Annotated in this window: 14 protein-coding genes; 7 read left to right on the top strand and 7 right to left on the bottom strand. The window is 71.1% G+C overall.

Features of this window, described 5'->3' with window-relative positions:
- Positions 1-218 precede the first annotated feature (218 nt).
- The 3 genes from ppdK to BKE38_RS21385 all read right to left on the bottom strand — a co-directional run bounded on the left by ppdK (position 219) and on the right by BKE38_RS21385 (position 6,112).
- The gene (ppdK, locus tag BKE38_RS21395) at positions 219-2,888 is read right to left on the bottom strand and encodes a pyruvate, phosphate dikinase (protein WP_076959271.1); all 2,670 of its coding nucleotides are present in this window, start codon (positions 2,886-2,888) and stop codon (positions 219-221) included.
- 11 nt (positions 2,889-2,899) lie between these two features.
- A complete protein-coding gene (gene glyS, locus BKE38_RS21390; protein ID WP_076959270.1) occupies positions 2,900-5,146 on the bottom strand; it encodes a glycine--tRNA ligase subunit beta in 2,247 nt (748 codons plus the stop codon).
- Between the two features lie 93 nt (positions 5,147-5,239).
- Positions 5,240-6,112, bottom strand: coding sequence for a glycine--tRNA ligase subunit alpha (locus BKE38_RS21385; RefSeq protein WP_076959269.1), 873 nt, complete (start codon positions 6,110-6,112; stop codon positions 5,240-5,242).
- Positions 6,113-6,192: 80 nt separating this feature from the next.
- Between BKE38_RS21385 and BKE38_RS21380 the strand changes: the two genes are divergently transcribed.
- On the top strand, positions 6,193-6,594 hold the full coding sequence (locus BKE38_RS21380) for a ketosteroid isomerase-related protein (protein WP_076959273.1): 402 nt from the start codon (positions 6,193-6,195) through the stop codon (positions 6,592-6,594).
- 11 nt (positions 6,595-6,605) lie between these two features.
- Here BKE38_RS21380 and BKE38_RS21375 read toward each other — a convergent pair whose 3' ends face one another.
- The gene (locus BKE38_RS21375) at positions 6,606-6,962 is read right to left on the bottom strand and encodes a winged helix-turn-helix transcriptional regulator (protein ID WP_076959268.1); all 357 of its coding nucleotides are present in this window, start codon (positions 6,960-6,962) and stop codon (positions 6,606-6,608) included.
- 111 nt (positions 6,963-7,073) lie between these two features.
- Between BKE38_RS21375 and BKE38_RS21370 the strand changes: the two genes are divergently transcribed.
- Both BKE38_RS21370 and BKE38_RS21365 read left to right on the top strand, forming a co-directional pair.
- Positions 7,074-7,685, top strand: a complete 612-nt coding sequence (locus BKE38_RS21370) for an NAD(P)-dependent oxidoreductase (RefSeq protein ID WP_076959267.1) — start codon at positions 7,074-7,076, stop codon at positions 7,683-7,685.
- Positions 7,685-8,281 carry a DsbA family protein gene (locus BKE38_RS21365; RefSeq protein ID WP_076959266.1) on the top strand — a complete coding sequence of 199 codons (597 nt, stop codon included), beginning with the start codon at positions 7,685-7,687 and terminating at the stop codon, positions 8,279-8,281. The genes BKE38_RS21370 and BKE38_RS21365 overlap by 1 nt, the downstream gene beginning before the upstream one ends.
- A 43-nt stretch (positions 8,282-8,324) precedes the next feature.
- On the opposite strand, the gene BKE38_RS21360 is transcribed toward BKE38_RS21365, so the two are convergent.
- Positions 8,325-9,554, bottom strand: a complete 1,230-nt coding sequence (locus tag BKE38_RS21360; protein ID WP_106409274.1) for an aminopeptidase — start codon at positions 9,552-9,554, stop codon at positions 8,325-8,327.
- Positions 9,555-9,764: 210 nt separating this feature from the next.
- Here BKE38_RS21360 and BKE38_RS21355 point away from each other — a divergent pair, with 210 nt between their 5' ends.
- The gene (locus tag BKE38_RS21355) at positions 9,765-10,691 is read left to right on the top strand and encodes an esterase/lipase family protein (protein ID WP_076959265.1); all 927 of its coding nucleotides are present in this window, start codon (positions 9,765-9,767) and stop codon (positions 10,689-10,691) included.
- 59 nt (positions 10,692-10,750) lie between these two features.
- Here the strand turns inward: BKE38_RS21355 and BKE38_RS21350 are convergent, their stop codons facing one another.
- Positions 10,751-12,832 carry a methyl-accepting chemotaxis protein gene (locus tag BKE38_RS21350; RefSeq protein WP_076959264.1) on the bottom strand — a complete coding sequence of 694 codons (2,082 nt, stop codon included), beginning with the start codon at positions 12,830-12,832 and terminating at the stop codon, positions 10,751-10,753.
- A 114-nt stretch (positions 12,833-12,946) separates the two neighbouring features.
- Positions 12,947-13,744, bottom strand: a complete 798-nt coding sequence (locus tag BKE38_RS21345) for a S49 family peptidase (RefSeq protein ID WP_076959263.1) — start codon at positions 13,742-13,744, stop codon at positions 12,947-12,949.
- A gap of 84 nt (positions 13,745-13,828) precedes the next feature.
- Here BKE38_RS21345 and BKE38_RS21340 point away from each other — a divergent pair, with 84 nt between their 5' ends.
- The 3 genes from BKE38_RS21340 (at position 13,829) to BKE38_RS21330 (ending at position 15,988) form a co-directional block, all read left to right on the top strand.
- Positions 13,829-14,938 (top strand): S-(hydroxymethyl)glutathione dehydrogenase/class III alcohol dehydrogenase, encoded by a 1,110-nt coding sequence (locus BKE38_RS21340; RefSeq protein WP_076959262.1) that lies wholly within the window; start codon positions 13,829-13,831, stop codon positions 14,936-14,938.
- 139 nt (positions 14,939-15,077) lie between these two features.
- Positions 15,078-15,551: a PepSY domain-containing protein gene (locus BKE38_RS21335; RefSeq protein ID WP_076959261.1), complete on the top strand. Its 474-nt coding sequence runs from the start codon at positions 15,078-15,080 to the stop codon at positions 15,549-15,551.
- Between the two features lie 5 nt (positions 15,552-15,556).
- Positions 15,557-15,988 carry a CoA-binding protein gene (locus tag BKE38_RS21330; protein WP_076959260.1) on the top strand — a complete coding sequence of 144 codons (432 nt, stop codon included), beginning with the start codon at positions 15,557-15,559 and terminating at the stop codon, positions 15,986-15,988.
- Positions 15,989-16,286 lie beyond the last annotated feature (298 nt).

The following is a 16,286-nucleotide window of genomic DNA, read 5'->3' as shown; positions in this document are numbered from 1 at the left end:
CCAGGGGAATGAATTCCCCTGGACCCCTTCTTTTTTCTGTCAGTGCTGCCGCTGCCTTCCGGCAAAGCGGGACGCCACACTCAAAAAAATGCGCCCCGCCGTGACACCCTGATACGGGCAACGACGAGGCGCAGGTCGCTCAACGGCAGGTGATAGAAAAAGATGATGGGGGCCTGGGGGAAGAATTCATTCTTCCCCCAGCCTTCAACCCCTTCTCTTCAGGCCGTCCGATCCGACCCACCGGCCAGCGCCGCCTGCGCCGCGGCAAGGCGGGCGACCGGGACGCGGTAGGGCGAGCAGGACACGTAATCCAGCCCGGTCTGCTCGCAGAACTGGATCGAGGCCGGGTCGCCGCCATGCTCGCCGCAGATGCCCAGCTTCAGCTCCGGCTTCACGCTGCGGCCCTTGTCCTTGGCGATCTGCACCAGGGCGCCAACGCCTTCCGGATCGATCGAGACGAAGGGGTCCTTCGGCAGGATGCCCTTCTCGACGTAGTAGGGCAGGAACTTGCCGGCATCGTCGCGCGACAGGCCGAAGGTGGTCTGCGTCAGGTCGTTGGTGCCGAAGCTGAAGAAGTCCGCCGTGCCGGCGATGGCGTCGGCGGTCAGGCAGGCGCGCGGCAGCTCGATCATGGTGCCGACCAGGTATTCTATCTCCTGGCCTGCTTCCGCGAAGACTTCCTTGGCGACCTTCTCGACCTGGGCGCGGGTCAGCTCCAGCTCGCGCCGGGTGGCGACCAGCGGGATCATGATCTCAGGCACCGGGGCCTTGCCGGTCTCCTTCGCGATGGCGACGGCGGCCTCGAAGATGGCGCGCGCCTGCATCTCGTAGATCTCGGGATAGGTCACGCCCAGGCGGCAGCCGCGATGGCCGAGCATCGGATTGGCTTCCGACAGGTCCGCGGCGCGGCGCTGCATGGTGGCCAGGTCCGCCCCCAGGCTCTGGGCGACCTCGGCCAGTTCTTCCTCCTTGTGGGGGAGGAATTCGTGCAGCGGCGGGTCGAGCAGGCGGATGGTGACCGGCAGGCCGGCCATGATCCGGAACAACTCCGAAAAGTCGTCACGCTGGAAGGGCAGCAGCTTGGCCAGGGCGTCGCGGCGGCCGCCTTCCGATTCGGACATGATCATCTGGCGCACGGCGCCGATGCGCGCCGGGTCGAAGAACATGTGCTCGGTGCGGCAGAGGCCGATGCCCTCGGCGCCGAATTTCTTGGCGGTGTCGGCGTCGAGCGGGGTCTCGGCGTTGGCGCGCACCTTCAGGCGGCGGACCTTGTCGGCCCAGCCCATGAGGGTCGCGAAGTCGCCGGACAGCTTCGGCTCCACCATGGCGACGGCGCCGAGGAAGATCTCGCCGGTGGCGCCGTCCAGCGTGATGGTCTCGCCCGCCTGCACCGTCTTGCCGCCGGCGCGCAGCTGCTGGCTGTTGTAGTCGACGACGACGCCGCCGGCGCCCGCCACGCAGGGCCGGCCCATGCCGCGGGCGACCACCGCCGCGTGGCTGGTCATGCCGCCGCGGGTGGTCAGGATGCCCTTGGCGGCGTGCATGCCGTGGATGTCCTCGGGCGAGGTCTCGATGCGCACCAGGATGACGCTCTCGCCCTTGGCGGCGCGGGCCTCGGCCTCGTCGGCGGAAAAGACGACGGTGCCGCAGGCGGCGCCTGGCGAGGCCGGCAGGCCCTTGGACAGCGCGCTGCGCGGCGCCTTGGGGTCCAGCGTCGGGTGCAGCAGCTGGTCGAGCGAGCCGGGGGCGACGCGCTTCACCGCTTCCTTCTCGTCGATCAGGCCTTCGCGGGCCATGTCGACGGCGATCTTCAGGCTGGCGGCGGCGGTGCGCTTCCCGTTGCGGGTCTGCAGCATGTACAGCTTGTTCTGCTGCACGGTGAACTCGATGTCCTGCATGTCCGTGTAGTGCTTCTCGAGCGTCTCACGGACCTTGACCAGCTCGGCATAGGCGGCCGGCATGGCGGCTTCCATGCTGCGCTCGCCCGGCTTGGCGCGGCCTTCCGACATCGGCTGCGGCGTGCGAATGCCGGCGACGACATCCTCGCCCTGCGCGTTGATCAGGTACTCGCCGTAAAAAATATTCTCGCCGGTGGACGGGTCGCGGGTGAAGCAGACGCCGGTGGCGCAGTCATCGCCCATGTTGCCGAAGACCATGGCCTGGACATTGACCGCGGTGCCCCAGCTGGCCGGGATGTCGTGCAGCCGGCGATAGGTGTTGGCGCGCTGGTTCATCCAGCTGCCGAAGACCGCGCCGATGGCGCCCCAGAGCTGGCCCTCGGGATCCTGCGGGAAGGGGCTGCCCAGCACCTCCTCGACCATCGCCTTGTAGTGGGTGACCACCTGCTTCCAGTCATCGGCGGTCAGCGCCGTGTCCTCGGAGACGCCGCGGTCCAGCTTGGCGTCCTCGATGATCTCCTCGAAGCGGTGATGGTCGACGCCCAGCACCACCGAGCCATACATCTGGATGAAGCGGCGGTAGCTGTCCCAGGCGAAGCGCGGATCGCCGGAGGCGGCGGACAGCCCCTCCACCGTGCGGTCGTTCAGGCCGAGGTTGAGGACGGTGTCCATCATGCCCGGCATCGAGACCCGGGCGCCGGAGCGGACCGAGACCAGCAGCGGGCGGGCCTCGTCGCCGAATTTCAGGCCGACGGCCTGCTCGATGCGGGCCAGGGCCTCGGCGACCTGGGCCTGCAGCTCGGCGGGGTACTGCTTGCCGTTGTCGTAATAGTAGGTGCAGACCTCGGTGGTGATGGTGAAGCCCGGCGGCACCGGCAGGCCGATGGATGCCATTTCCGCCAGGTTGGCACCCTTGCCCCCCAGCAGGTTGCGCATCTCCGCCTTGCCGTCGTTGCGGCCGGCCCCGAAGCCATACACCCACTTCTGCATGTTGCGTCCCCTCAGCCTTCGATCTTGGAGAAATCCGCCACCTGGTCGATCGCCGCGCGCAGCCGGGCGAGCAGGCCCAGCCGGTTGCGGCGCAGGGCCGGATCCGCGTCATTGACCACGGTGTCGACGAAGAAAGCGTCGACCGGCGCGCGCAGCCGGGCCAGCGCCGCCATGGCCGTGGTGTCGTCTTCCGCCGCCAGGGCCGCGCGGGCCTCCGGCAGGGCGATGTCCAGCGCCGCCGACAGCGCCTGCTCCGGCGCGGTCTTCAGCAGGCCAGCGTCGGTCGCGGCCGCATGCGGCCCGTCCTTCTTGTCCTCGATGCGCAGGATATTGGCGGCGCGGCGCGAGGCGGCCAGCAGGTTGGCGCCGTCCTCGCCCTCGAGGAAGGCGCGCAGCGCGGCGGCCCGCGCCAGCAGGCGGACGAGGTCGGCGCCGCCGCCCGGCAGGACGGCCGCGAGCACGTCATGCCGCTCGCCCTCGGCGCGCAGCTGCACGCGCAGGCGGTCGGCCAGGAAGTCGAGCAGCCCGGCGGCGAAGGCGGCCACCATCGGCGGGTGGTCGGACTTCGGGTCGGGCTGGAAGCCGGCCTTCATCGCCTCCTGCGCCACGGCCAGGCCGAATTCCGGATTGGCGGTCGAGCCCACCGCCTGCGGATAGCCGAAGAAGGCTTCTGCCAGCGCGTCGGACAGGTCGAGGCGCAACCCGTTCTCGCGCAGGATGCGGATGACGCCCAGCGCGGCGCGGCGCAGCGCGAAGGGATCGCCCGAGCCGGTCGGCCGCTCGTCGGCGGCGAAGAAGCCGGCCAGCTGGTCCAGCTTGTCGGCCAGCGCGACCGCGATCGCCACCGGCTCCGACGGCACGGCGTCGCCCGGGCCGGCCGGGCGGTAATGCGCGGCGATCGCCTCGGCGACGCGGGCATCCTCGCCGTCATGCAGCGCGTAGTAGCGGCCGATGATGCCCTGCAGCTCGGGGAACTCGCCCACCAGGCCGGTGGCGAGGTCGGCCTTGGCCAGCTTCGCGGCGCGCCCGGCGAGCTCGACATCGGCGCCGAGCTTCCTGGCGAGGTAGCGCGCCAGCCGCTCCAGCCGCGCGACGCGCTGCCCCTGGGTGCCGAGCTTGGCGTGGAAGACCACGGTCTCCAGCTTCGGCAGGAAGGTTTCCAGCGTCTGCTTGCGGTCCAGGTCCCAGAAGAAGCGGGCATCCGACAGGCGGGCGCGCAGCACCCGCTCGTTGCCGGCGGCGACCGCCTTGCCGCCGTCGATGGCGGCGATGTTGGAGGCGAGCGCGAAGAAGGGCGCGGCGCTGCCATCCGGGCGGCGCAGCGCAAAATAGCGCTGGTTGACCCGCATGGTGGTGCGCATCAGCTCCGGCGGCAGGTCCATGAAGGCGTCGTCGATGCGGCCGAGCAGCGGCACCGGCCATTCGACCAGCCCGGCAACCTCGGCCACGAGCCCTTCATCCGGCACCACCTCGACCCCTTCCGCCGCGGCCAGCGCGGCCACGCCCTCGCGCACCAGGCGGGCGCGTTCGACCGGGTCGATAACCACGTGCTTGGCCGCGAGTTGCGTCGCGTAATCGCTAAAATTGTGCACCGCAAAATCACCCGGAGAGAGAATCCGGTGACCCTCGGTGCGATCGGAGGAGGCCAGGCGATGCCCGTCATCCTCGCCCAGCGCCAGGCTGAACGGCACGACGGCGCCGTCGAACAGGCAAAGGATCCGCTTCAGGGGACGCACCCAGACGAAGCTGCTGGTGCCGCCCCAGCGCATCGACTTCGGCCAGGGCATTTTTCTGAGGATTTCAGGGAGATGCTTCGCCAGGAGGTCGCCGGTCGGCACCGACGGCTTGACCACCTTGGCAAAGAGCTTCTCGCCCTTCTTCTCTTTCCGGACGACCAGCGTGACGCCCGCGCCCTCATGCACGGCGATGTCGGCGCCCGCCTCGGCCTTGCCCGCCGCGGCCCGGATCGCCGGCAGCACCGCCTCGTCCAGCCCGACCTTGCCCAGGAAGCCGGTCAGCGCGCGCTCCGGGGCCTCAGGAGCGGGGCCGGCCAGCTCTTCCTCGACCGGGGCGGTGGCCGCCGGGAGTTCCGCCACCAGGGTCAGGCGGCGGGGACCGTAGAGGGACTTCAGACCCTCGGCCTGCAGACCGGCCGCCTTCAGCGCCTCCCCCACAAGCCGCGCCAGGTCCTCCGCCGCGCGCGCCTGCATGCGGGCGGGGATTTCCTCGGAGAAGAGTTCGAGCAGAAGTTCGGGCATCAGCGGGGGCCTTGCGGGAAGAAGGGCCGGACGGAAGCGTGGGCGTGGATCAAGGCGGCAGCGTGGCAGCAGGCCAGGCCGGCCGGCGGGGCGTCAGGCGCCCGCCAGCCAGACCTCGCAGCAGCGCTTGGCGAGCGCCCGGACGCGGCCGATATAGGCGGCGCGCTCGGTCACGCTGATGGCGCCGCGGGCGTCGAGCAGGTTGAAGGCGTGGCTGGCCTTGATGCACTGGTCATAGGCCGGCAGGGCCAGGTTCTTCTCGACCAGCGCCGCGCATTCGCCTTCCGCATCCTTGAAATGCTGGAACAGCAGCGCCGTGTCGGCATGCTCGAAGTTGTACGCGGAGAATTCCTTCTCGGCGCGCAGGAAGACGTCGCCATAGGTGACGCCCTGGCCGTTGAAATCCAGGTCGTAGACGTTCTCGACGCCCTGGATGTACATGGCCAGCCGCTCCAGGCCGTAGGTCAGCTCGGCGCAGGGCTTCTCCACCGGGATGCCGCCGACCTGCTGGAAATAGGTGAACTGGGTCACCTCCATGCCGTCGCACCAGACCTCCCAGCCCAGGCCCCAGGCGCCCAGCGTCGGGCTTTCCCAGTCATCCTCGACGAAGCGGATGTCGTGCAGCGTGGGGTCGATGCCGAGCGCCTTGTAGCTTTCGATCAGCAGCGCCTGCGGATCGGCCGGGCTCGGCTTCATGATGACCTGGTACTGGTAGTAATGCTGCAGCCGGTTCGGATTCTCGCCGTAGCGGCCATCCGACGGGCGGCGCGACGGCTGCACATAGGCCGCCTTCCAGTCCTTCGGGCCCAGCGCGCGCAGCGTGGTCGCCGGATGGAAGGTGCCGGCGCCCATCTCCATGTCGTAGGGCTGCAGGATCACGCAGCCCTGCGCGCTCCAGAAACGATGCAGCGTCAGGATGATGTCCTGGAAGCTGAGGGGTTTGGTCTGGGTCGGCGTCTCGGTCATGATGTCTTGGGCTTGCGGCCGTGTTGCGCGGCGCACCATAAGACCGGCCCCACCCCCCGGCAAGGAAGGGCAGAATGCACATGGCCGCCACCGAGACCCTGATCCGCTCCTATTACGACGCCTTCAATGCCGGGGATGCCGAGGCCATGCTGGCCCTGCTGACCGACGACGTCGCCCATGACATCAACCAGGGCGCGCGCGAGACCGGCAAGGGCGCCTTCCGCAGCTTCCTGGCGCGGATGAACGCGCATTACCGGGAAGAGCTGCGCGACATCGTGGTGCTGTCGGACAGCTCCGGCCTGCGGGCGGCCGCCGAATTCACCGTGCACGGCACCTATCTGGCGACCGATGCCGGGCTGCCGGAAGCCATGGGCCAGGCCTATGTCCTGCCGGTCGGCGCCTTCTTCGAGATCCGCGACGGGCTGATCGCCCGGGTGACCAACTACTACAACCTCGAGGACTGGACGGCGCAGGTCAGCTGAGCGGCCCGCCTTCAGGCCGCCGCGTCGTAGTCTCGCTGGGCGGCCAGCACGGCGCCGATATGGCGCTCGGACCACAGGCGCAGCCCCTCCAGGGTCTGCGCCAGGTCGGCCCCCAGCGGGGTGATCAAGTATTCGACCGTCACCGGCACGGTCGGGAAGACGGCGCGACTCGCGAAGCCGTCGCGCTCCAGCCGCTTCAGGGTCTGGGCCAGCACCTTCTGCGAAATGCCGGTGGCCCGCTTCAGCGCGCTGAAGCGCATCGGCCCCTGCGACAGCAGCACCAGCAGCATCACCGTCCATTTGTCCGCGATCCGGTCCAGCACCAGCCGGGTCGGACAATCCGGGTTGAACAGGTCGCCGCAATCCATCGCCTGGTTTCCTCGAGCACACCTGATAGGGAAAAAGTGCCTTCTTCGCAGCCCGGTCAAGCCGGACTATCTGGTTTCCCAAGGTAACCAACATCCCACGGGAATGCAGCCATGAAGATCGCCCTTATCGGTGCCTCCGGCCAAGCCGGCAGCCGGATCCTCGCCGAGCTCTCAAGCCGCGGCCACCATGTCACCGCCATCGCCCGCGACACCTCGAAGATCGCGACCCTGCCCGGCGTCACCAAGGCCGTCGGCGACGCGGCCGAGCCCGAGGCCCTGGCGCCCCTGCTGGCCGGCCATGACGCGGTGATCAGCAGCATCCACTTCCTGGCCAGCGACGTGGAGAAGCTGCTGGCCGCGGTGAAGCAGGCGGGCGTCGCGCGCTACCTGGTGGTCGGCGGCGCCGGCAGCCTGGAGGGCGCGCCGGGCCAGAAGATCTTCGACAGCCCGGGCTTCCCGGCGATCTATCTGGCCGAGGCGAAGGCCGGCGGCGCCTTCCTGGAGCGGCTGAAGCAGGAGGCCGAGCTCGACTGGACTTTCCTCTCCCCCTCCGCCGAGTTCCATGCCGGCGAGCGCACCGGCCAGTTCCGCCTGGGCACTGATCAGCTGCTGGTCTCGGAGGCCGGCCGCAGCCATATTTCCTTCGAGGACTATGCCGTGGCGCTGGCCGACGAGATCGAGGCGCCGCAGCACAGCCGCCGCCGCTTCACCGTGGGATACTGATGCCGGTCCTTCACTACATTCACGATCCGCTCTGCGGCTGGTGCTATGCGGCCTCCCCTTTGGTGGAGGCTGCCGCGGCGCTGCCCGGGATGACGGTGACGCTGCATGGCGGCGGGTTGTGGGACCCGCCGACCGGGCTGCCGCCGGCGAAGCGGTCGATGATCGCCTCCGCCGATCAGCGGATCGCGACGCTGACGGGGCAGCCTTTCGGGGCGGCCTATCTGGAAGGGCTGCTGCAGGATCCGGCGACGGTCTTCGATTCGCGGCCGGTCACCGCGGCGCTGCTGGCGGTGGGCGATCAGGCGCTGGCGATGCTGCGGCTGATCCAGACGGCGCATTACGTCGAGGGTCTGCGCGTCGTCGAGCCAGAGGTGCTGGCCGGGTTGGCGGCTCGCCTGGGGGTCGACGGCTTCGTTGCTCGGTTCTCGACCGTCGATGTGGACGGGCATATCGCGGCGACGCGGCGGCTGATGCAGCGGATCGGGGCGGGCGGCTTTCCGACGTTCCTGCTGGAGAGCGAGGCCGGCGTGCGCCACGTGCCGCATAGCGACTGCTACGGGGACATCCCGCGTTTCGTGGAGCGCCTGTCTAACTGACGTGGGGGTCCGGGGGCATTCAATGCCCCCGGGTCTTACTTGCTTAGGCCCACTCCCCCTTGCGCATCACCGGCGTCTTCGCGCCGTCGAAGCCGACGCCATCGATGTCGACCTCGCCCGAGCCGATCATCCAGTCGACATGGATCAGGCTGGAATTGCCGCCGCGGGCCTTGAACTGCTCGTCCGACATGGTCTCCGAATCGGTGAAGCACTTCTTGTAGGCCTGGCCGAGGGCGATGTGGCTGGCGGCGTTCTCGTCGAAGAGGGTGTTGAAGAAGAGCAGCCCGCTCTGCGCGATGGGCGATGAGTGGGGGACGAGGGCGACCTCGCCGAGCTGGCGGGCGCCTTCGTCGGTGGAGATCATCTTCTGCAGCACGGCCTCGCCGGTGGAGGCATGGGCCTCGACGATGCGGCCGCCCTCGAAGCGGACGCGGATGTCGCGGATCAGGGTGCCCTGGTGCGCCAGCGGCTTGGTGGCCGAGACCGTGCCGGAGGTCATGCCGGCATGGGGGGTGGTGAAGACCTCCTCGGTCGGGATGTTGGGGTTGCCGGTGATGCCGTTGCGCGCCTTCGACGACCCGCCCATCCAGCTGTGCTCGTCGGCCAGGCCGACGGTCAGGTCGGTGCCGGGGCCCTTGAAGTGCAGGGCGCGGAAGCGGCGCTCGTCCAGTTGGCGGCGGCGCTGCATCAGGCCAGCGTTGTGCGCGGCCCAGGCCGCCTTGGGATCGGCCTGGTCGACGCGGGTGGAGGCGTAGAGGGCGTCCCAGAGCTTCGCCACCGCCTGCTCCTCGGAGACGCCGGGGAAGACGGTGCGGGCCCAGGCGGCGGAGGCGAAGGGCACCAGGGTCCAGTTGATCGCCGAGGCGGTGATCAGCTCGAGGGCCGGGCGATAGGCCTGGGAGCGGGCGCGGTTGGCGCGCGACACCTTTTCCACGTCCTGGCCGGCCAGCAGGTTGGGGTCCTCGCCGACCACGGCCAGCCGCGCGGCGCCGTTGGCGAAGGCGCGGGCCATGCCGTCATAGAGCCAGCCCGGGGCCACGTCGAAGCTGCCGTCGGCGGCGAAGCGGTAGCGGGCCAGCGCGGTCTCGTCGTCGGAGAAGATCGGCGTGACCAGCGAGGCGCCGGCCTTGTAGGCATGCTCGACGATGCGGCGGACCAGCGGCAGGGCCTCGATCGAGGCGGTCAGCACCAGCTCCTGGCCCGGCTTCAGCCCGCCGAGGCCGACATGGACGGCGATCTCGGCCAGGCGGTCGAGGCGGGGGTCGATCGGCATGGGCAATCCTTCAGCAATCTTTTCAGGCTTCATTTGGCCCTGGCCGGCGAGCTTGCCCAAGAGGGTGGCGTGCCCAGGACTGCATTTTTTCGGCATCAGGCCCGCGTTCCGGCAGATTTCACGCTTCTTTGGACGCGGACGTCCTAAATTCCGCGGTCGGTGTCGCCCATATCCTCGGGCTGGACAGTGCTCGATGCGCGGAAGGACATGATGGACGGGGCGGCCCTGGACAGCCTGGCGGTGGATGGCCTGGCGGCGGACAAGGTGACGGAGACCACTGCGACCATCTGGCAGGCGGGCAGCCTGCGGCGGGTCCGGCGGTCGATGCGCGCCTTCACGCCCTGGACCGACCTGTGGTCGCGCTCGGGCTGGCTGGTGCAGGCGCATTGCTCGACCGGGCAGGCGCGGCTGCTCGACCCCTTCGGCGCGGTGCTGGCCAGCGGCCTGGCCGGGGATTGCATCGCGCTGGCCGCCCGGGTCGCGCGGCCGGCCGGCTGCCGCCGCGCCGTGGTGCTGCTGCACGGGCTCGGCCACCATACCGGCGGGCTGGCGCGGGTCGCAGCGGCCCTGGCCGATCATGGCTTCGCGGTCGCCAATCTTGGCTATGCCAGCCTGCGCCAGCCGCTGGAGGCGCATGCCCGCGCCGCCAGCAGCGCCGCCCGCGCCCTGTTCGAGGATGGCGCGGCCGAGGTCGCCTTCGTCGGCCACAGCCTGGGCGGGCTGGTGGCGCGCGCCGCCATGGCGCGGGCCGGGGAGGACGGCTGGCGCGCCGGGCGGCTGCTGCTGCTGGGCTCGCCGGCACGCGGCGCAGGAATCGCCCGGGCGGTGGCGGCGCTGCCGCCCTATCGCGCGCTGACCGGCGCCTGCGGCCAGGCGGTGACGCCGGCCGGCGCCGCGCTGGTGCCGGTGCCCGATTGCCGCGGCATCGGCGTGGTGGCGGGCGGCACCGGCGGCCGCGGCTACAACCCGCTGCTGCCTGGCGACAACGACGGCATTGTCACCGTCGCCGAGACGCGGCTGCCCGAATGCGAGGACGGCTTCGCGCTGGTGCGCGCCCGGCACACGCCGCTGGCCGCCAGCGACGGCGCCATCCGCGCCGCCATCGGCTTCCTGGAGCTGGGCAGGCTGGCGGCTTAAGCCATTGGTTTGATCGCCTGATCCGCGCCTTTCGGCGACGCCGCCTCAAGCGGTCAGGCTCAAGCCGCCCGGATCCCCTTGAGGAAGTCGCTGACCTGGCCGCGCAGCGCCTCGGCACGGTGGTTCAGCGCCTCGGAGGCCGCATGGACGCGGCCGGCGGCCTCGCCGGTGCGGGCCGAGCCCTCGCGCACGCCGCCGGCATGGCGGGAGGCCTCGTCGGTGCCGAGCGCCGCCTCGGCGACCGCGCGGCCGATCTCGCGGGTGGCGCTGGCCTGCTCCTCGGTGGCGGCGGCGACGGCGGCGGTGCTGGCATCGATGGTCTCGATGGTGCGGGCGATGCCGGCGATGGCCTCCACCGTGCGCTGCGTCTCGCCCTGCATGGCGGCGATCTGCGCGCTGATCTCCTCCGTGGCGCGGGCGGTCTGGCTGGCCAGGTTCTTCACCTCGGAGGCGACGACGGCAAAACCCTTGCCGGCCTCGCCGGCGCGCGCAGCCTCGATGGTGGCATTGAGGGCGAGCAGGTTGGTCTGGCCGGCGATGTCGCTGATCAGCCGGACCACGTCGCCGATGCGGTTGGCCGCCGCCGCCAGGCCCTGGACGGTGGCGTCGGTGCCGCGGGCCTCCTCGGCGGCGCGGCGGGCGACGTCGGCGCCGCCGCTGACCTGGCGGGCGACCTCGGCGATGCTGGCGGCGAGCTCCTCGGCCGAGGCGGCGACGGTCTGCACGTTGCTGCTGGCCTGCTGCGCGGCGGCGGCGACGGAGGCCGCATCCTCGCTGCCCTGGCGGGCGGTGTCGCTGAGCTCGCCGGCGGTCGCGTTCAGTTCGGCGGCGGCGCCGGAGACGGCCTGCAGCAGGGTCGCCGATTCCGTCTCGAAGCCGCGGATCAGCCCGGCGACGCGGGCGGTCTCGGCATCCTTGGCGGATTGCGCGGTGCGCTGCTGCTCCGCCAGGTCGTCGGCGCGGCGCAGGCCCACGCGGCATTCGTCGACGGCGCGCGACATGTCGCCGATCTCGTCGGCCCGCGCCGCGTCCGGCAGCGCGAAGCCGTAGTCGAGCCGCGCCAGCCGGCGCAGCGAATCGGACAGCCGCCCCAGCGGCAGCAGCACGCGGCGGCGGACCAGCAGCACGGCGGCCAGGCCCAGCGCGGCGATGGCCAGCGCGCCGCCCACCAGCATCCATAGCGTCCGTTCGGCGGCGGCGGCCTCGGCCCGGGCGCTGGCGCCGATATCGGCCAGGGCGGTGTCGGCCACGGCGACCAGCGCGCCGGTGGCCTCGTCGATGCCGCGGTTGATGCCGGCGGCATCGGTGGCGGCCGGGCGCTTGGCGGCGAAGGCCTGCTCCAGCCCGCTGCGCAGCGCGACGAACTGGCCGAAATAGCTGGCCTGGGCGGCGGCGATGGCGGCCTGGGTGGCGGGCGGCGCCTCGCGCGCGACGCCGGTCACCAGCACCCAGGTGGCGCCGGCCCGCGCCCGCAGCGCCATCACCGCCAGCCGGTCCTCGGCCGAGAAGCCGCCGTCGCGCAGCGCATTGACCAGGTAGTCGCGCTCCAGCCCGGCGGCGTCGCGGGTGGCATAGGCCGCGTCCTTGATCTGGGCGAGCGTCGCGCTCTGGCCATCGCGGGCGCGGACCTGGGCGGTCAGGGTGGCGCTGAACTCCTCCAGCAGGTCGACCAGGGTGGTGATGGTGGTGTTGTAGCGGTCGGCCATGCCGGCCGGGCGCTGCGCCATCGGCAGCTGCGCGGCGCGGTCGGCCTCGGGGCGCAGCGCATCCAGCGCGCGGCGGGCCTGGCGCAGCCGGCCGGCACCGTCCTGCGCGGCGCAGCGCAGCCGGGCGCAGGCCTCGGCCAGGCTGTCCAGCGCCGGCCCGGCCAGGGCGCGGGCCGGCTCCACCGTGCCGCGCAGGGCGGCATCGGCCGGGGCGGCGCCGCGCAGCGCCAGGCGCAGCGGGCCGCGCTCGACCCGGGTGTTCTGCAGGGCGATGAAGGCGGCGCGGGTGGTGTCGGCCAGCTCGATGGCCTGTTCGGCCCGCTGCAGCCCGCCCCAGGCGCTATAGATGAAATAGCCGGCGCCGCCGGCCAGCGGGGTGCAGAGCAGGCACACCAGGGCGGTGACCTGGGTCGAGATGGAGATCTGGCGGCGCATCGGTTCCGTTTCCGTCAGGTGCCGCCTCGATTCGGGAGCGGCTTGATCACCGCCTTGTCGCAGCCATCCGTGACTCACTTCTGAATGGTTAACGTTCTCCCCGCGCCGTCGCCCTCACAGCCCGATCCGCCCCCAGGCCAGCCGCTCCTCCACCACCGCCATGGCGCCACGCAGCAGGCGGATCGGCAGCGGCGGGCGCTTCGGGCCCAGGCGGACGACCTGCGCCTTCTCGCCGAAGCGGCGGCGGATTTCACCGTCGGCGTCGCCCAGCCCGTCGACCAGGCCGAGCGCCAGCGCCTCCCGTCCGGTCCAGAAGCGGCCGTTGAAGACTTCTCCCTCGTCCACCTTGAAGTGGCGGCCGCGGCGGCTGCGCACCCAGGACTTGAACTCGCCATGCAGCGCGGTCAGCAGCTCTTCCAGCCGCGCCTGCTGCCAGGGCTCCACCGGCCGGAAGGGGTCGAGGAAGGATTTCTGGTCGCCGGCGGTGGCCAGGCGGCGCTCGACGCCCAGCTTCGCGGCCAGCTCCTCCAGGCCGAAGCTGGCGGAAATCACACCGATGGAGCCGACGATGCTGGAGGGATCGGCGATGATCTCGTCGGCCGCGCAGGCCAGCCAATAGCCGCCCGAGGCCGCCGCATCCTCGCAGCAGGCGATCACCGGCACCTTCTTCTCCTCGGCCAGCTGGCGGATGCGGGCGGCGATCAGGCTGGACTGCACCGGCGACCCGCCCGGCGAGTTCAGCACCAGCACCACCGCCTGCAGCCGCTTCAGGGCGAAGGCGCGCTCCAGCAGGGGGGCGGTGCTTTCCAGGCTGAGGCTGCCGCCGGGGCCGATGCCGCCGCGGGCCGCGATGACGCCGGAGAGGCGGAGCAGCGCGACCTGGGGCCGGCGCTTCAGGAAGGGGATTCGCATGCAGGCACAGATGACCACCCTTCCCCCTCGCCACAAGAAGTGCGACGAAGCCGCGACCTGACCACGGCCCTAGGAGAGAGCCCGATGAAGACCCGCGCCGCCGTCGCCTGGGAAGCCGGCAAGCCGCTGTCGATCGAGGAGGTCGATCTCGAGGGTCCGCGCGACGGCGAGGTCCTGGTGGAGATCAAGGCCACCGGCCTGTGCCACACCGACAAGTACACCCTGTCGGGGGCCGATCCGGAGGGCATCTTCCCGGCCATCCTCGGCCATGAGGGCGCCGGCGTGGTGCTGGAGGTCGGCCGCGGCGTGACCTCGCTGAAGCCCGGCGACCATGTCATTCCGCTCTACACGCCGGAATGCCGCGAATGCGACTACTGCCTCAGCCGCAAGACCAACCTGTGCCAGAAGATCCGCGTGACGCAAGGCCGCGGCCAGATGCCGGACGGCACCAGCCGCTTCTCCTGCCGCGGCAAGCCCATCCACCACTACATGGGCACCAGCACCTTCGCGAACCACACGGTCGTCCCTGAGATCGCGCTGGCCAAAATCCGCTCCGACGCGCCCTTCGAGAAGGTCTGCTACATCGGCTGCGGCGTGACCACGGGCCTCGGCGCCGTGCTGTTCACCGCCAAGGTCGAGGCCGGCGCCAATGTCGTGGTCTTCGGCCTGGGCGGCATCGGGCTGAACGTCATCCAGGGCGCCAGGATGGTGGGCGCCGACATGATCGTCGGCGTCGACATCAACCCCGAGCGCGAGGCGATGGCCCGCCGCTTCGGCATGACGCATTTCGTCAATCCGAAGGAGATCCAGGGCGACCTGGTCGGCCACCTGGTCGAGCTGACCCGCGGCGGCGCCGACTATTCCTTCGAATGCGTCGGCAACACCACGCTGATGCGCCAGGCGCTGGAATGCTGCCACAAGGGCTGGGGCGTCTCGACCATCATCGGCGTCGCGGCGGCCGGGCAGGAGATTTCCACCCGTCCCTTCCAGCTGGTCACCGGCCGGCGCTGGATCGGCTCGGCCTTCGGCGGCGCCCGCGGCCGCAGCGACGTGCCGCGCATCGTCGACTGGTACATGGACAAGAAGATCAACATCGACGAGCTGATCACCCACACCATGCCGCTCGAGAAGATCAACGAAGGCTTCGACCTGATGACCCGCGGCGAATCGATCCGCGGCGTGGTCGTCTACTGAGCTGCGCGGCGGCGGGGCTGCGCGCCCTGCCGCCGTCGCTGCCCTGCCATGTGCCGGGCGACGGATGTGCCGGCGGCCACCGCCGGAACCCCATCCCGGGTTGCGGCGTTTGCATCGCATGCAGCTGAGGAGCAGCCCGATGTCCTTTCACCGCTCCCTTCTCGCCGCAGCCCTGCTGCTGCCGGGCCTGGCCTTCGCCCAGCCGGCCGCCCCGCACAGCGCCGACCGCCCGCCGACCGAGGCGGAGCGCACGCGTCTCGAGCAGGCGCTGCGCGACCAGGGCTACCGCGACTGGGGCAGGATCGCGCTCGATCGCGGGATCTGGGAGGTCGACGACGCCATGGACCGCCAGGGCGCCCGGCGCGACCTGCGCATCACCCCGGACGAGCTGCGCATCGTCGCCACCGACCTCGACGACCGTCTGGCCAACACCGAGGAGACCGCGCGCATCGAGGCCTCGCTGCGCCGGCTGGGCTATCGCGAATTCGGCCGCATCAGGCTCGATGACGGGCTGTGGAATGTCGACGGCGCGGTCGCCGCCGACGGACAGCGCTATGAGCTGACGCTGGAGCGTGAGACGCTGCGCGTCCTCTACCGCGAGCAGGAAGGCTGACCGCCATGAGCATCGACGGGCTGGGCGACGACGAGATCCGCGCCATCCTGCTGAACACCAGCCGCATCGCCGTGGTCGGCGCCTCGGCCAATCCGGCCCGCGCCTCGCATGAGGTGACCGGCTTCCTGGTCGGCCGCGGCTTCGCGGTGACCCCGGTCAATCCGGGCCTGGCCGGGCAGCAGATCCATGGCGCGACGGTGGTGGCCTCGCTGGCCGAGGCGGGGACGCTGGAGATGGTCGACATCTTCCGCCGCAGCGAGGAGGCCGGCGCCGTGGTCGACGAGGCCATCCGGCTGGGCGCCCGCGTGGTCTGGATGCAGCTCGGCGTGATCGACCAGGAGGCCGCCGCGCGCGCCCGCGCCGCCGGCGTCACCGCGGTGATGGACCGCTGCCCGGTCATCGAATGGGGCCGCCTGGGCCTGGCGCGGGGCGCCTGAATCGGGGAGGCCGGCCGGCCTCCGTGAATTTCATGGCCGTTTTGTAATCCAGCGCTTGAAAGCCGGCCACGGCTGAGCCAGATGCCAATCTCGCTGCCCGCGCCTGGCCCCTTGCCCGGCGACCGGCGGTGCCACCCGTGCCGACAACCAGTCTGGGAAGGACCCCCCTGGGGGGAACGAGATGACCGAAGAAGAACGCCGCATCATTTCCGCCTTCGTGGAGCGCATGGCCGGGGTTCAGGCCCCGCAGCCGGCCGCCTCCCCCTGGGGCGGCAGCAGCGTGCCGGCCACCCAGTCG

The sequence above is a fragment of the Teichococcus deserti genome, assembly GCF_001982615.1.
GTDB lineage: Bacteria > Pseudomonadota > Alphaproteobacteria > Acetobacterales > Acetobacteraceae > Pseudoroseomonas > Pseudoroseomonas deserti.
Note: the sequence above shows the minus strand (reverse complement) of the source record. Positions and strands in the feature narration are given on the sequence as shown.

What these genes read in the sequence shown, in the direction of transcription:
- ppdK (WP_076959271.1), bottom strand. Translation starts at nt 2,888, where the DNA reads ATGCAGAAGTGGGTGTATGGCTTCGGGGCCGGCCGCAACGACGGCAAG.
- glyS (WP_076959270.1), bottom strand. Translation starts at nt 5,146, where the DNA reads ATGCCCGAACTTCTGCTCGAACTCTTCTCCGAGGAAATCCCCGCCCGC.
- BKE38_RS21385 (WP_076959269.1), bottom strand. Translation starts at nt 6,112, where the DNA reads ATGACCGAGACGCCGACCCAGACCAAACCCCTCAGCTTCCAGGACATC.
- BKE38_RS21380 (WP_076959273.1), top strand. Translation starts at nt 6,193, where the DNA reads ATGGCCGCCACCGAGACCCTGATCCGCTCCTATTACGACGCCTTCAAT.
- BKE38_RS21375 (WP_076959268.1), bottom strand. Translation starts at nt 6,962, where the DNA reads ATGGATTGCGGCGACCTGTTCAACCCGGATTGTCCGACCCGGCTGGTG.
- BKE38_RS21370 (WP_076959267.1), top strand. Translation starts at nt 7,074, where the DNA reads ATGAAGATCGCCCTTATCGGTGCCTCCGGCCAAGCCGGCAGCCGGATC.
- BKE38_RS21365 (WP_076959266.1), top strand. Translation starts at nt 7,685, where the DNA reads ATGCCGGTCCTTCACTACATTCACGATCCGCTCTGCGGCTGGTGCTAT.
- BKE38_RS21360 (WP_106409274.1), bottom strand. Translation starts at nt 9,554, where the DNA reads ATGCCGATCGACCCCCGCCTCGACCGCCTGGCCGAGATCGCCGTCCAT.
- BKE38_RS21355 (WP_076959265.1), top strand. Translation starts at nt 9,765, where the DNA reads ATGGACGGGGCGGCCCTGGACAGCCTGGCGGTGGATGGCCTGGCGGCG.
- BKE38_RS21350 (WP_076959264.1), bottom strand. Translation starts at nt 12,832, where the DNA reads ATGCGCCGCCAGATCTCCATCTCGACCCAGGTCACCGCCCTGGTGTGC.
- BKE38_RS21345 (WP_076959263.1), bottom strand. Translation starts at nt 13,744, where the DNA reads ATGCGAATCCCCTTCCTGAAGCGCCGGCCCCAGGTCGCGCTGCTCCGC.
- BKE38_RS21340 (WP_076959262.1), top strand. Translation starts at nt 13,829, where the DNA reads ATGAAGACCCGCGCCGCCGTCGCCTGGGAAGCCGGCAAGCCGCTGTCG.
- BKE38_RS21335 (WP_076959261.1), top strand. Translation starts at nt 15,078, where the DNA reads ATGTCCTTTCACCGCTCCCTTCTCGCCGCAGCCCTGCTGCTGCCGGGC.
- BKE38_RS21330 (WP_076959260.1), top strand. Translation starts at nt 15,557, where the DNA reads ATGAGCATCGACGGGCTGGGCGACGACGAGATCCGCGCCATCCTGCTG.